At 63.1% G+C, this 14,400-nt stretch carries 13 protein-coding genes; 8 read left to right on the forward strand and 5 right to left on the reverse strand.

Features of this window, described 5'->3' with window-relative positions; all coding sequences use genetic code 11:
* Positions 1–3: 3 nt before the first annotated feature.
* Positions 4–1,845, forward strand: coding sequence for a peptidoglycan -binding protein (locus A9D60_RS17905; protein ID WP_065268848.1), 1,842 nt, complete (start codon positions 4–6; stop codon positions 1,843–1,845).
* A gap of 348 nt (positions 1,846–2,193) precedes the next feature.
* On the opposite strand, the gene A9D60_RS17910 is transcribed toward A9D60_RS17905, so the two are convergent.
* The 3 genes from A9D60_RS17910 to gloB form a co-directional block, all read right to left on the reverse strand.
* A complete protein-coding gene (locus tag A9D60_RS17910) occupies positions 2,194–3,165 on the reverse strand; it encodes a M23 family metallopeptidase (protein WP_065268849.1) in 972 nt (323 codons plus the stop codon).
* Complete coding sequence (gene clpA, locus A9D60_RS17915; protein WP_065268850.1) at positions 3,165–5,489, reverse strand: ATP-dependent Clp protease ATP-binding subunit ClpA; 2,325 nt, start codon at positions 5,487–5,489, stop codon at positions 3,165–3,167. Before clpA ends, A9D60_RS17910 begins: the two co-directional genes overlap by 1 nt.
* A 176-nt stretch (positions 5,490–5,665) precedes the next feature.
* Entirely contained in the window at positions 5,666–6,439 is a 774-nt protein-coding gene (gloB, locus tag A9D60_RS17920) for a hydroxyacylglutathione hydrolase (protein WP_065268851.1), read from the reverse strand.
* A gap of 55 nt (positions 6,440–6,494) precedes the next feature.
* On the opposite strand from gloB, the gene A9D60_RS17925 reads away from it, so the two are divergent.
* The gene (locus tag A9D60_RS17925; protein ID WP_065268852.1) at positions 6,495–7,241 is read left to right on the forward strand and encodes a methyltransferase domain-containing protein; all 747 of its coding nucleotides are present in this window, start codon (positions 6,495–6,497) and stop codon (positions 7,239–7,241) included.
* A 55-nt stretch (positions 7,242–7,296) separates the two neighbouring features.
* Here A9D60_RS17925 and A9D60_RS17930 read toward each other — a convergent pair whose 3' ends face one another.
* Positions 7,297–8,115, reverse strand: a complete 819-nt coding sequence (locus tag A9D60_RS17930) for a hypothetical protein (RefSeq protein WP_175392981.1) — start codon at positions 8,113–8,115, stop codon at positions 7,297–7,299.
* A gap of 499 nt (positions 8,116–8,614) precedes the next feature.
* Between A9D60_RS17930 and A9D60_RS17935 the strand changes: the two genes are divergently transcribed.
* Genes A9D60_RS17935 through A9D60_RS17955 form a run of 5 tightly spaced genes read left to right on the forward strand, consistent with a single transcriptional unit; the run spans position 8,615 to position 13,520 of the window.
* The gene (locus A9D60_RS17935; RefSeq protein WP_065268854.1) at positions 8,615–9,175 is read left to right on the forward strand and encodes a F0F1 ATP synthase subunit delta; all 561 of its coding nucleotides are present in this window, start codon (positions 8,615–8,617) and stop codon (positions 9,173–9,175) included.
* A complete protein-coding gene (gene atpA / locus A9D60_RS17940; protein ID WP_039185841.1) occupies positions 9,176–10,714 on the forward strand; it encodes a F0F1 ATP synthase subunit alpha in 1,539 nt (512 codons plus the stop codon).
* A gap of 15 nt (positions 10,715–10,729) precedes the next feature.
* A complete protein-coding gene (locus tag A9D60_RS17945; RefSeq protein ID WP_065268855.1) occupies positions 10,730–11,605 on the forward strand; it encodes a F0F1 ATP synthase subunit gamma in 876 nt (291 codons plus the stop codon).
* A gap of 21 nt (positions 11,606–11,626) precedes the next feature.
* Entirely contained in the window at positions 11,627–13,051 is a 1,425-nt protein-coding gene (gene atpD, locus A9D60_RS17950) for a F0F1 ATP synthase subunit beta (RefSeq protein ID WP_065268856.1), read from the forward strand.
* 55 nt (positions 13,052–13,106) lie between these two features.
* Entirely contained in the window at positions 13,107–13,520 is a 414-nt protein-coding gene (locus A9D60_RS17955; protein ID WP_065268857.1) for a F0F1 ATP synthase subunit epsilon, read from the forward strand.
* 222 nt (positions 13,521–13,742) lie between these two features.
* Here A9D60_RS17955 and A9D60_RS26195 read toward each other — a convergent pair whose 3' ends face one another.
* Positions 13,743–14,075 (reverse strand): hypothetical protein, encoded by a 333-nt coding sequence (locus A9D60_RS26195; RefSeq protein ID WP_368072352.1) that lies wholly within the window; start codon positions 14,073–14,075, stop codon positions 13,743–13,745.
* A 144-nt stretch (positions 14,076–14,219) separates the two neighbouring features.
* Between A9D60_RS26195 and A9D60_RS17965 the strand changes: the two genes are divergently transcribed.
* Positions 14,220–14,400 (forward strand): transposase (locus A9D60_RS17965; RefSeq protein ID WP_065269781.1); only part of this gene is annotated, 181 nt, incomplete at its 3' end.

Here is a 14,400-nt window from a genome sequence, read left to right on the forward strand (position 1 = left end):
AGTATGGCCCTTTCCCGGCGTACAGGACAACGGTTCCAGGCCTCGATCTGGCCCGGGTTCGTCGATGCAATGACCGGGCTGCTGCTGGTTTTGATGTTCGTGCTGACCATCTTCATGGTGGTGCAATTCGTGCTGCGCGAAACCATCACCGGACAGGAAAGCCAGCTGGATGAACTGTCCGCAGAAGTCAGCGCACTGGCCTCAGCGCTGGGGCTGGAGGAACGCGAGAACAGCCGCCTGAACGCCCGGCTGGGGGCGCTGACTTCGACCCTCAACACGGCCGAACAGGATCTGGCGCAGGCCCGCAGCCTGATCACCTCGCTGACGGCTGAACGCGACCGCCAGGCCGGCGAGCTGGCAGAGGCTGCCAGTCGCATCACCAGTTTCGAGGCCCAGGTCGCCGCCCTGATCGCCAGCCGCGACGCCGCCCAGGCGCGGGTCGCGGATCTGAGTGCGGAACGCGAAACCCTGGAGGCCGCTCGCGCCGCGCTGCTGAGCGAACAGGAAGCCCTGAACCTCGCACTTGCCCAGGCCCGCGGTGAGATTGATGCCCAGGCAGAGGCGGCCCGGCTGGCAGCAGCCGAGCGCGAGGCGATGGAAGCACTGATCGCCAGCCTGGAGACGGAAGAGGCTGCGAAAACCGAGGAAATCGCTGGGCTTCAAGAACAGTTGAGCGCCGAGGAATCCGCCCGCTTGGTCGAGGCCGCCGCTGCCGAAGCCCTGCGCAAAAAACTGCAGTCGGCGGATGCGGAACTGACCGCCATGACCCTGGCGCTGGAGGCGCAGCGGCAGCAGGCGGAGGACACCCTGACCCTGCTGGCCGCCGCTGAGGCTGCAAAAAAACAGCTGGACGCCCAGCTCTCTGAGCTGGAGGCTGCCCGGGCAGGCTCCGACGCCGAGGCCGGACGGCTGGCTGCCGAGCTCGCCGAGGCCAGGGCGGCCCTAACCGCAGCGGAAACGCAGGCCGAAGACCTGGACGTCCTGCGCCAGCGGCTGCTCGCTGCGGTGGCTGCGCAGGAAACCGCAGAAGCCAGCGCCGCTGAGCAGCTGACCCAGGCCGAAGAACGCGCCGCTTTGCTGGCGCAAGCGCGCGACGCGCTGTCACAAGAACAGGCGGTGTCAGAGGAGGCCCGCCGCGAAACTGCGCTGCTCAATCAGCAGGTCGCGGCCCTGCGTGAACAGCTCGGCGGATTGCAGGCCATTCTGGACGACTACCAGGCCCGCGACGCGGCGCAGCAGGTGCAGCTGCAGAACCTGGGCCAGGACCTGAACGCGGCCCTTGCCCGCGCCGCATCCGAGGAACGCAAGCGCCGGCTGCTGGAAGAGCAGGAGCGCAAGCGGCTGGAGGCCGAAGCTGAGGCGCTCACTGCCAAGGCGCAGGACCTGGAGCGCTACCGCTCAGAATTCTTCGGGCGCCTGCGCGACCTTCTGGGCACCCAAGAGGGCGTGCGCATCCAGGGCGACCGTTTCGTCTTTGCCTCCGAGGTGCTGTTCCAGCCGGGCAGCGCGACCCTGTCGCCGGAGGGACGGGTGGAAATTGCCAAGGTGGTGTCGATCCTGCAAAGCGTGGTGACGGCGATCCCGCCGGAAATCAACTGGATCATCCGGGTCGACGGGCACACCGACAATACGCCCTTGGGGGTGCATCCGAAATTTGCCGACAACTGGGAGCTCAGCCAGGGCAGGGCGCTGTCTGTCGTGCGCTACATGGTTGAGGCGCTGGGCGTGCCGCCCTCGCGGCTGGCGGCCAATGGTTTCGGGGAGTACCAGCCGGTGAACCCGGCAGACACGCCGGAGGCGCGTGCGCAAAACCGCCGGATCGAGCTGAAATTCACTGAAAAATGAACCGGGTAACCACTCCGGATAGCCGTGCCAGATGACCACACGGTCTGGCTGCTGGCAGCCGGCGCCGGCCTGTCCGTCGGCCACAGCAAGGTGCAACCCGCTTCACTAATGGAGACAAGCTACTAGTTACACGCGGGTTGCGGCCCCGCCGGGCAGCAGGGCTAGCTATAAACTATTGCGGATGCGGGCTTTATCAAATCCAGCAGGTGGAATTCCGGCGTCAGACCAAGCACCATATGCAGGCGCGGGAGGCTCCCGCCCGGCGCCAATCCGCCCTGCAAGGGCGGCTGCGCCCGTTGGGCGTGGCAGCCGCGCCGCGGCTGCAGGCCGGGTTTCCGGGCTGCGTTATTATTGGGCCGCGACAGTCATGCTGCGGGCGAAGCGGGCAATCTCCTGACCGTCCCGGAGCAGCCGGGCCACGCCGGTATAGCTGCCCGCAGGCCATTGCCCGCCGCGCAGGCGCCGCCCGGCGGCGCGGAACAACTGCGCCTGTGTCCGCTCCAGCGCTTCGCTGTGGGAGAGCAGCTCGCCGCCCGGCCCTGTTACGTTCAGTTCCAGCCGGTCGCCGGCCTGGCTGCCATAGGCATAGGCCCAGAACACCAGTGCAGGCGCATCCGCAGCCAGCGGCGCCTGATTGGCGGTGCCGGCCTGAATTGCGTCGAACTCCGGAACGGCAGTGGAAAAACCTGCTCCGATCAGCCCGCCGGGCTGGTAGGGCAGGGGATCGGCCCAAAGTGTGCGCGCTGCGGGGCTGCCGCAGGTGTCCAGTGCGCCCGGGGAAAACGGATCCACAACCGCACCGTCCTTGCGCACCGACAGATGCAGATGCGGGAACTGGGTCTTGCCCGATAGCCCGACCTCGCCCAGCACATCGCCGGCCTTCACCTTCTGGCCGTTCTCCACCAGAACCGAGCCGCGCTTCATGTGGCAGTACTGGGTCTCCCAGCCGCCGCCATGGCGCAGCACCACGCCGTTGCCGCATTCCTTGCCGTCGATGCTGTCTGCATTGCCCGCTGTGGCATACTGGTCCGCCATTGTATTGCGGGTGCCCAGCACAACCCCGTCCGCTGCGGCACGCACCTGCACGCCTGCCTGCATGTCCGACAGGTAGGGCAGGGCGATATCGGTGCCCTTGTGCCCGTCATAGCTGAGCGTGCCGCAGGTGAAATCCGTGGCCCCCTTGCCGGGGTCGCGGTCCACGAACTGCTGGATGCGGCAGTTCTCGCCCAGTGTGCAATCCAGCGGAAACTGCAAACGGAAATCGCCCGCCGCGGCTGGCGCGGCGAGCGATAGAACTGTCATCAGCGCTGCAAGGCGCATCAGTCCGCGGTCAGAAGCGGCGGCTTGTCGCCGGAGATCCGCGGCTTGCTCGGGCCTTCCAGACGCAGGTCCAGCTTGCCGTCCTTGATGCCGACCTGGACCACGCCGCCCTTGGTCAGCTTGCCGAAAAGCAGCTCCTCGGCCAGCGGCTTCTTGATGTGCTCCTGAATGACCCGGCCCAGCGGACGTGCGCCCATGCGGTCGTCATAGCCTTTCTCGGCCAGCCACTCGGCTGCCTTGCGGGTCAGCTCGATAGAGACATTGCGGTCCATCAGCTGCGCCTCCAGCTGCAGGACGAACTTCTCGACCACCTGCAGGATCACCTCTTTGCCCAGCGGCGCGAAGGAGATCACCGCATCCAGGCGGTTGCGGAACTCCGGCGTGAAGGTGCGCTCGATGGCGGCGGTGTCCTCGCCCTCGCGGCGGTCGCGGCCAAAGCCGATGGCGGATTTCGCCTGCTCGGCTGCCCCTGCGTTGGAGGTCATGATCAGGATCACGTTGCGGAAATTGACGGTGCGGCCGTTGTGGTCGGTCAACTGGCCGTTGTCCATCACCTGCAGCAGGATGTTGTAGACATCCGGGTGCGCCTTCTCGATCTCGTCCAGCAGCAGCACGCAGTGCGGATGCTGGTCGACACCGTCGGTCAGCAGGCCGCCCTGATCAAAGCCGACATAGCCCGGAGGCGCGCCGATCAGGCGGGAGACCGCATGTTTCTCCATGTATTCCGACATGTCGAAGCGCAGCAGCTCGACGCCCAGCTGATCCGCCAGCTGTTTCGCGACCTCGGTCTTGCCGACGCCGGTGGGGCCTGCAAACAGGTAGTTGCCGATTGGCTTTTCCGGTTCGCGCAGCCCGGCACGGGCCAGCTTGATGGCGCTCGACAGGGCAGTGATCGCATCGTCCTGGCCGAAGACCACGCGTTTCAGCGACTTCTCCAGATCCTTCAGCACCTCGGCATCGTCCTTGGAGACGTTCTTGGGCGGGATGCGGGCGATCTTTGCCACAACAGCCTCGATCTCCTTGACGCCGATGGTCTTGCGGCGCTTGCTCTCGATGATCAGATGCTGCGCCGCGCCGGCCTCGTCGATGACGTCGATCGCCTTGTCCGGCAGCTTGCGGTCATTGATATAGCGCGCCGAGAGCTCCACCGCGGTCTTAATCGCGTCAGAGGTGAACTTGATGCCGTGATGCTCCTCGAAATAGGGTTTGAGCCCCTTCAGGATCTCGATGGAATCTTCCACTGTCGGCTCGTTCACGTCGATTTTCTGGAACCGGCGGCTCAGCGCGCGGTCCTTCTCGAAATGCTGGCGGAACTCCTTGTAGGTGGTGGAGCCCATGGTGCGCAGCTTGCCGCCTTGCAGCGCAGGTTTCAGCAGGTTGGACGCATCCATCGCGCCGCCGGAGGTGGCGCCGGCACCGATCACGGTGTGGATTTCGTCGATGAACAGCACCGCATCCGGATGCTCCTCCAGTTCGGAAACCACGGCCTTCAGCCGTTCCTCGAAATCGCCGCGGTAACGGGTGCCCGCCAGCAAAGCGCCCATGTCGAGCGAGTAGATGGTGGTTTCGGACAGGATCTCCGGTGTCTCGCCGGACACGATGCGGCGCGCCAGGCCCTCGGCGATGGCGGTCTTGCCGACACCGGGGTCGCCCACCAGCAGCGGGTTGTTCTTGCGGCGGCGGCACAGCACCTGGATGCAGCGCTCCACCTCATGGTCGCGGCCGATCAGCGGGTCGATGTCGCCGTCACGGGATTTCGCGTTCAGATCGACGCAGTATTTCGCCAGTGCCGACTCTTTCTTCTCGCCCTCGGGCGCCGCGGTCAGGTTGTCTTCTTCCTGCTCGGTCGCGCCGGTCACCGGACGGGATTCCCCGTAGGCCGGGTCCTTGGCGACACCATGGGCAATGAAGTTCACCGCGTCATAGCGGGTCATCTCCTGATCTTGCAGGAAATAGGCGGCATCGCTCTCGCGCTCGGCAAAGATGGCGACCAGCACATTCGCCCCCGTTACCTCAGTCCGCCCCGAACTCTGGACGTGGATTGCGGCGCGCTGGATGACGCGCTGGAAGGCCGCGGTCGGCACCGCCTCCGATCCGTCGATATCGGTCACAAGGTTGGCAAGATCCTCATCCACGAACTCGACCAGCGATGATCGCAATTCCGAGAGGTCGACACTGCAGGCGCGCATCACGCGGGCCGCGTCGGGCTCATCGATCAGGGCCAGAAGCAGATGTTCCAGGGTTGCGAATTCATGACGGCGTTCATTCGCCAGCGCCAGCGCTGCGTGAATGGCCTGTTCCAGGGTGCTCGAGAATGAAGGCACGGGCGTGCTCCTCTGATCTTGGGTTGGCCGGTGGGGCGGTATTAACCAACCCCTCAGTTCAACCATGTGCTTATAAGGTTAGAGTTTGGTTGATAGAGCGCCGGCTTCAAGGTCTTTTCTTCATTTTGGGGTCACAATTATTTTCTCCCTGTTGCGCCCCGATACACTTGATTGGCTCAGAAATTGTCTTTGCGCTTGCGGATTTCAGCAAAAACCTCTGCATCTTCAGCGTCTTGCATGCCCAGATTGGCTCTCACGGCACTGTCGCCGGCACGCAGGAACGGATTGGTGTCAAGTTCCAATTGCAGGGAGGACGGCACCGTGGGGGTATCGTTTTCCCGGGCCTTTGCGATATCGCTCACCCGTGCCTGCAACGCCGGGTTGCCGGGGTCCACGGTGACCGCAAAGGCACCGTTAGTTTGGGTGTACTCATGTCCTGAATAAACCATAGTTTGCGGCGGCAGCGCGGCAAGTTTCGAGAGGCTTGCCCACATCTGCTGCGGCGTGCCTTCAAACAGCCGCCCGCATCCCAGTGCCATCAGGCTGTCGGCGGTGAAAACCGCCTCGGCGCCGGGCATGTAAAAGGCGATATGGCCGACCGTGTGGCCGGATACATCCATCACCTGCACCTCCTCGCCTAGCAGGGTGAACGTGCTGCCGTCCTCCAGTGCCAGGTCCAGCTCTGGCAGCCGGTGCGCATCGGTGGCCGCCCCAATGATTTTGGCATTAAATTCCATCTGGAGTTTGGCTGCACCATCGACGTGGTCCCAGTGGTGATGGGTCAGCAGTATCCAGTCCAGCTTCCAGCCGCGCTCAGACAGGGCGGCCTTGATGGCGCCTGCCTCAGGCGCATCCACCAGCGCGGTCTCACCCGAGGCCGGATTATGGATCAAAAAGGCATAGTTATCCGACAGACAGGGCAGGGTGATGATCTCAAGAGGCATGGTCATTCGCCTTTACATTGCTAAACTGCGCCCAGATTGGCCGAAGCAGCAGGCGCCCGCAATGCATCTTGATGTTCAGGATCTCAGGAACTTCTACTACCGCAGCACCCTGGGGCGTGCGGCGCAGGCCTCAATCCGCGGCCGCCTGCTGGAGCTGTGGCCGGAGGCAGAGGGTTTGACCGTGGCGGGCTTCGGCTTTGCCGCGCCGCTGTTGCGCCCCTACCTGCCGGAAGCGCGCCGGGTGATGGCGCTGATGCCGGGGCCGCAGGGGGTGATGCAATGGCCTGCAGGCCTGCCAAACGTCTCGGTCCTGTGCGAGGAGACCAGCTGGCCCATCGACACCGGCCGGGCCGACCGGCTGGTGGTGATGCACGGTCTGGAGACCTCGGAGCGGCCCAGCAAGCTCCTGGAGGAGTGCTGGCGGGCGCTGGGCCCGGGCGGGCGCGCGATTTTCATTGTGCCGAACCGGGCCGGCCTCTGGGCACGCTCCGATCTGACGCCCTTCGGCTATGGCCGCCCCTACACGCTGCGCCAGCTGGAGGGGCAGCTGCGGCAGCATCAGTTCGCCATCGAGCAGCACACCGCCGCGCTTTACCGGCTGCCCAGCCACAAGCGGTTCTGGCTGAAATCCGGCGCCATGCTGGAAAAGATGGGCCGCAAGCTGCCCGCGATGCTGGCAGGCGGCGTGTTCATGGTCGAGGTCAGCAAGCAGACCTATCCGCAGAAAGGCCACATGACCCGCACCAAGACCCCCAGCCGCATCCGGGTGCTGGAAGGGCTCTCCAACCCGATGCCGGAACCGGTGTGAGACCGCTGCCTTTGCCTTGAGGCGGACCGCGGTACGACTGCCGGTGCGGCTGCCGTCAGGTTGTGTCGATTGTGATCTGAGGGGCAAAGCTCAGACCGCTTAGGAGGACGGGCGGATTGGTGATGTTGTCGTATTCGTAGACTGTTCCGCCGTCATGCGAGTAATCCACCCAGCCGCTCTGGCCCAGGTACAACTCGGCCAGCGGCACCATGCCCCGCTCCAGCCAGCTGGTATCGTAGTTGGAAACAAGGTCTTCCTCTGAGTATTCGACGCCTTCCGGGACGTAGACCAGCTCAAGCGCGTGATCTTCTCCGCTGGAACAGCAGGCGTCAGCCGGATAATACTGGCTGATGTAGTAGACCGGCAGAATCGTTCCGCCGCTGCCTTCAGGAAATTCGATTTCGAGCGTGTCCTCTTCATCCATTCGAAAGGAACCGCGCACGCCTGAACGCTCAAAGACCTCTTCCGGCTGACCGGGGGTGTAGATCAGCCGCACGGTGTCGGCGCTGTCCGCCCCGTCTTCCGTTTCCTCGTCGATGGTATTGATGCTTTGGCCAAGCCCCGTGACCACAGTGTCCGCGCCGCCGCTGCCGAGACGGATCAGGAATTCGCTGGTGGTGTCCGCATCTATGTAGACGGTCTCGTCCTCTTCCGTGCCTTCAAACACTCTCGCGCCAAATTCTTCTTCGAGGGTCTCAGGATCGATCCGCTCAGGTTCTGCGTCACCGGTGGCAACGGTCAATCCGTCTTCTTCCGTCAAGCTGTCTTCTTCGGCCGGCGGTGTGCTGCTTTCCTTCGGCTGTTCGGCTTCCTCTTCCTCATCGTTAGCGTCGATTACTGCTGCTGCAACGGCGAGGCCGGCAGTCGCGAGCATAATTGCTGCAAGCATGTTGTGCCTTCCGGTTGAAACTAGGTGTCAAATAACCGCGATACTTGCAGGGTGGTAAGTTCTTGTCCAGTCCCCGGCCCCTTGGGGGGCGGCCAGGCTGTGTACCCGGGGCGGGCGCCGCTCTTTTTCGATTCCCTGAAACTGTCCTCCGGCGCTCTGAACCGCCCGGACAGGCGGTGCGAGAGGTATATGTGACGTTTTTTGCCGCAAATGCCGCTTTCCGGAATCGCCAAATCCTGTAGTTCAGCCGCACTTTTTTAAAAATCATCTGTGGTCAAAGGGCCGCACTTGCCGCAAGTCATTGAAAGTAAATGAAACATGCTTTTTCCTGTTACCGTTATAGGCAGTTGATAGGTCGCATCCGCTCTGCTAGACCCACGCTGATTTCAACGCCCCGCTGCCAAGGGGGATGTCTCACGCCCCCGGACGCCTCCTGATCGCCAGGTGCGCCAACCGGGGCCAAAAACATATCGGAAGGGTGGACGTGTCCGAACCAGCTTCGATTTCTGCAGGCATTGCCGCGCGCTATGCCACGGCGGTGTTCGACATCGCGGAAGAGAACAAGGCGCTCGACAGCCTTGAAACCAGCATCAATGACCTGGCAGCCGCCCTGGCTGACAGCGAAGAGCTCAACAGCCTGATTCATTCGCCGCTCGTGTCGCGCGAAGAGCAGGGTGCCGCTATTGCCGCGGTGGCAGACAAGATGGGCCTGGACCCCGTGCTGCGCAACACTCTGGCCCTGATGGCCGACAAGCGCCGCCTGTTTGTGCTGCCCGCGCTGATCGAGGCGCTGCGCGCCCGCCTGGCTGACGCCCGCGGTGAAGTGACCGCCGAAGTGGTCTCCGCTAAGGCGCTGACCAAGACCCAAAGCGAAAAGCTGGCCAAGACCCTGGCCGAGCGCGTGGGCAAGAAAGTTACCATCAATGCTTCCGTCGATGCCTCCATCATCGGCGGTCTTGTCGTTAAAGTGGGCTCGAAGATGATCGACAGCTCGATCCGCTCCAAGCTCAACTCCCTACAGAATGCAATGAAAGAGGTCGGATAAATGGGTATCCAAGCAGCAGAGATTTCTGCGATCCTGAAAGACCAGATCAAGAATTTTGGTCAAGAAGCCGAAGTGGCAGAAATCGGCCGCGTGCTGTCCGTCGGTGACGGTATTGCCCGCGTTTACGGCCTCGACAACGTCCAGGCCGGCGAAATGGTCGAATTCCCGGGCGGCATCATGGGCATGGCGCTGAACCTCGAAGCCGACAACGTCGGTATCGTGATCTTCGGCTCCGACCGCGACATTAAAGAAGGCGACACCGTCAAGCGCACCAACGCGATTGTGGACGTTCCGGTCGGCAACGGCCTGCTGGGCCGCGTTGTTGACGGCCTGGGCAACCCGCTGGACGGCAAGGGCCCGATCGAAGACGTCACCCGCGGCGTTGCCGACGTGAAGGCACCGGGCATCATCCCGCGTAAGTCGGTGCATGAGCCGATGGCAACCGGCCTGAAATCGGTTGACGCGATGATCCCGATCGGCCGTGGCCAGCGCGAGCTGATCATCGGCGACCGTCAGACCGGCAAGACCGCCGTTGCTCTGGACGCGATGCTGAACCAGAAATCCTACAACGACGCCGCAGGCGACGACGAGAGCAAGAAGCTGTACTGCGTTTACGTCGCGGTTGGCCAGAAGCGCTCCACCGTGGCTCAGCTGGTGAAGAAACTGGAAGAGTCCGGCGCGATGGAATACTCCATCGTTGTGGCCGCAACCGCGTCCGACCCGGCACCGCTGCAGTTCCTGGCGCCCTACGCCGCAACCGCGATGGCGGAATTCTTCCGCGACAACGGCCGCCACGCGCTGATCATCTATGATGACCTGTCCAAACAGGCGGTTGCCTACCGTCAGATGTCGCTGCTGCTGCGCCGTCCGCCGGGACGTGAAGCCTATCCGGGCGACGTTTTCTACCTGCACTCCCGCCTGCTGGAGCGTTCGGCAAAGCTGAACGAGGACTTCGGTGCCGGCTCGCTGACCGCGCTGCCGATCATCGAAACCCAGGGCGGCGACGTGTCCGCGTTTATTCCGACCAACGTGATCTCGATCACCGACGGCCAGATCTTCCTGGAAACCGAACTGTTCTACCAGGGCATCCGCCCCGCCGTGAACACCGGTCTGTCGGTTTCGCGCGTTGGCTCCTCGGCCCAGACCAAGGCGATGTCCTCGGTTGCAGGCCCGGTTAAACTGTCGCTGGCCCAGTACCGCGAAATGGCTGCCTTCGCGCAGTTCGGCTCCGATCTGGACGCCGCCACCCAGCAGCTGCTGGCCCGTGGCGCCCGTCTGACCGAGTTGATGAAGCAGGCGCAGTACTCGCCGCTGACCAACGCGGAAATCGTCTGCGTCATCTTCGCCGGCACCAACGGCTACCTCGACAAGGTCGACGTCAAGGACGTGGGCCGCTACGAGGCAGGCCTGCTGGCCCACATGCGCAGCAAAGGCAAAGACGTCCTGGACTGGATCACCAACGAAGATCCCAAGATCAAGGGCGACGCCGCTGACAAACTCAAGGCTGCGATCGACGAATACGCCGCCACCTTCGCATAAGGAGAGAGTCGGGACATGCCTTCTCTCAAAGACCTTAAAAACAGGATCGAGTCGGTCAAATCGACCCGCAAGATCACCAAAGCCATGCAAATGGTGGCCGCGGCGAAACTTCGCCGCGCCCAGGAAGCTGCCGAGGATTCCCGGCCCTACGCCAAGCGGTTCAACGCCGTGATGGCAGGGCTGGCGGCCTCGGTCGGCGGCAGCGACTCCGCGCCCAAGCTGCTCCGCGGCACCGGCTCGGACCAGGTTCACCTCCTGGTGGTCATGACCGCCGAACGCGGCCTCTGCGGCGGCTTCAACTCGAACATTGCCAAGCTCGCCCGCCAAAAGGCGGCCGAGCTGAAAGGCGCGGGCAAGACGGTCAAGATCCTGACCGTCGGCAAGAAGGGCCGCGATGCCCTGAAGCGCGACCTCGGCAGTGATTTCGTCGGCCATGTGGACCTCAGCGAAGTCAAGCGCATCGGCTATGCCAACGCGCAGACGATCGCCAAGGACATCCTGACCCGGTTCGACGCTGGTGAATTCGACGTTGCCACGATCTTCTACTCGGAGTTCGTCAACGTCGTGACCCAGATCCCGACCGCGCAGCAGATCATCCCGGCTTCGTTTGAGGCCGAGGAAGGTGAAAGCTCTGGCGCCGTCTACGACTACGAGCCCGGCGAAGAGCAGATCCTGGCGGACCTGCTGCCGCGCGGCGTGGCGACCCAGATCTTCTCTGGCCTGCTGGAAAACGGCGCATCCGAACAGGGTGCCCGGATGAGCGCGATGGACAACGCGACCCGCAACGCGGGCGAGATGATCGACAAGCTGACCATCGAGTTCAACCGTTCCCGTCAGGCCGTGATCACCAACGAGCTGATTGAAATCATTTCGGGCGCTGAGGCGCTCTAAGAGACAACCGGAGACCAACAAATGGCACAAGCAAAAGGCAAGGTGACTCAGATCATCGGCGCCGTTGTGGACGTCCAGTTCGACGACCACCTGCCCGCAATTCTGAACGCACTGCACACCGAAAACGACGGCAAAACCCTGGTTCTGGAAGTTGCCCAGCACCTCGGCGAAAACACCGTCCGCACCATCGCAATGGACGCAACCGAGGGCCTGGTCCGCGGTCAGGCCGTGTCCGACACCGGCGCGCCGATCTCGATCCCGGTCGGCAACGCCACCCTGGGCCGCATCCTGAACGTTGTGGGTGAGCCGGTGGACGAAAAGGGCCCGGWGAACGCATCCGAGACCCGCGCGATCCACCAGCCGGCACCGGAATTCAACGACCAGTCCACCGAGTCCGAAGTCCTGGTGACCGGCATCAAGGTGATCGACCTGCTGGCACCCTACGCCAAAGGCGGCAAGATCGGCCTGTTCGGCGGCGCCGGCGTGGGCAAGACCGTTCTCATCATGGAACTGATCAACAACATCGCAAAAGTGCACTCGGGCTTCTCCGTGTTCGCGGGTGTTGGCGAACGGACCCGTGAAGGCAACGACCTGTACTGGGAAATGATCGAATCCAACGTGATCAAGCCGGACAACCTGGAAGAATCCCAGGTGGCCCTGGTTTACGGCCAGATGAACGAGCCTCCGGGAGCCCGTGCCCGTGTTGCGCTGACCGGCCTGACCCTGGCCGAACAGTTCCGCGACCAGTCCGGCACCGACGTTCTGTTCTTCGTGGACAACATCTTCCGCTTCACCCAGGCCGGTTCTGAGGTGTCCGCTCTGCTCGGCCGTATTCCTTCGGCTGTGGGCTACCAGCCGACCCTGGCCACCGACATGGGCGCGATGCAGGAACGCATCACCTCCACCAAGAACGGCTCGATCACCTCGATCCAGGCCGTCTACGTTCCCGCGGACGACCTTACCGACCCGGCACCGGCAACCACCTTTGCCCACCTGGACGCGACCACCGTTCTCAACCGTGCGATCTCCGAGCTCGGCATCTACCCCGCTGTGGACCCGCTCGACTCCTCGTCGCGCCTGATGGACCCGCAGATCGTTGGCGAAGAGCACTACAAAGTGGCTTCCGACGTTCAGCAGATCCTCCAGCGCTACAAGTCGCTGCAGGACATCATCGCCATCCTCGGCATGGACGAACTGTCGGAAGAGGACAAGCTGACCGTTGCGCGCGCGCGTAAGATCCAGCGTTTCCTGTCCCAGCCGTTCGACGTTGCGAAGGTGTTCACCGGCTCTGACGGTGTGCAGGTTCCGCTGGAAGACACCATCTCGTCCTTCAAGGCCGTTGTGGCCGGCGAATACGATCACCTGCCCGAAGGCGCCTTCTACATGGTTGGCGGCATCGACGAAGTGCTCGCCAAAGCCGAGAAGATGGCTGCGGAAGCCGCCTAAGAACGGATTTTCCCCCGCACCCCGCGGTGCGGGGGGACCCTGAAAGGAGGCCCCAATGGCACAAACGATGCAATTCGACCTCGTCAGCCCCGAGCGCGCCCTGGCGTCGCTGCAGGCCAGCGCGGTTCAGATCCCCGGCGCCGAGGGCGACATGACGGCGATGCCTCAGCACGCGCCGACCATCACAACCCTGCGCCCCGGCGTGCTGAAGGTCGAAAGCCCCGAAGGCAACTCGGAGTATCTGGTGACCGGCGGTTTTGCTGAAATCGCAGGCGACAGCCTGTCGGTTCTGGCCGAACGCGCGATCCCGATGGCCGAGATGACCCGCGATCAGATGAACACCCTGATCGAGGAAGCCCGCGAGATGTACAAGACCGCGAAAGAGGAAGACCAGCCGCACGGGTTGGTCGAGGACGCAGCCAAGCTGCTCGCCGACATGGAAGCCCTGGGCACCCATATGTCCCTCTGATCCAAACGCGGATTGGACGATTTAGAGACCGGCTCCCTTTGGGGGCCGGTTTTTTTGTTGGGGGCAGGCGAGGCGCGAAGAAGGGCAGGGGCGGTCGGCTGACATTTGCAGGGCGGCCTAGTTTCATACCTTGCTAATATGAGCTGAGAGCCTTTAGGCAATTGGCGTGAGAAAACCGTCGTTGGCGACAGCAGGTGCTGAATGGATCAACTGCGCTCCCTCTTACTCGCTTAGGTGCTCTTCCAGAAAGCCGATGATCCGGTCGCTCAAGGCACTTCGCGTGCCGTCGTCGGCCAGCGATACTGCGCCATGCGGGTAAAAGTGGGCAAAACCCGGAACCCACGCCAACTGGTAATCGACGCCCGCGTCTTTCATAAGGTTTATGATGCCCGGCAACTGCCCCAGCTGCGTATGCTCATCAAACTGTGAGTACACCAGCAGCGCAGGCGGCAGGTTGCCAAACTGAGCAACGGCAGCATGCTCAAACAGAACGTCCGTTCCGGAAAGCGGAAACACTGCCGCCAATGGTGTTTGCAAACCGAAGGCGACATTCATTGTGATCCCGCCGCCGGCTGAATGACCGCCCATCGCAATCCGAGAAGGCTCAACTCCAAACCGATCAGCATTCTTTACGGCATTGTTGCAGAACTCTCTCGTTGGAGGATTCACAACACGAATCCATGGGGTTAGACGGATGTCATGAGCAAGCCCAAGCCCGCCCGCTACCGCACGACGAACTGGTCCGCCTACAACGCTGCGCTCCGCAAGCGCGGGTCTTTGCTGATCTGGCTGGACAAGGAGATGGCCTGGTACGCGCCGCATGAGGGCCGCCCTGGGCGCCCGCCGGTGTTCTCGAATGCGGCGATCCAGTTCTGCTTAT

Source organism: Leisingera sp. JC1 (assembly GCF_001679925.1).
Taxonomy (GTDB): Bacteria; Pseudomonadota; Alphaproteobacteria; order Rhodobacterales; family Rhodobacteraceae; genus Leisingera.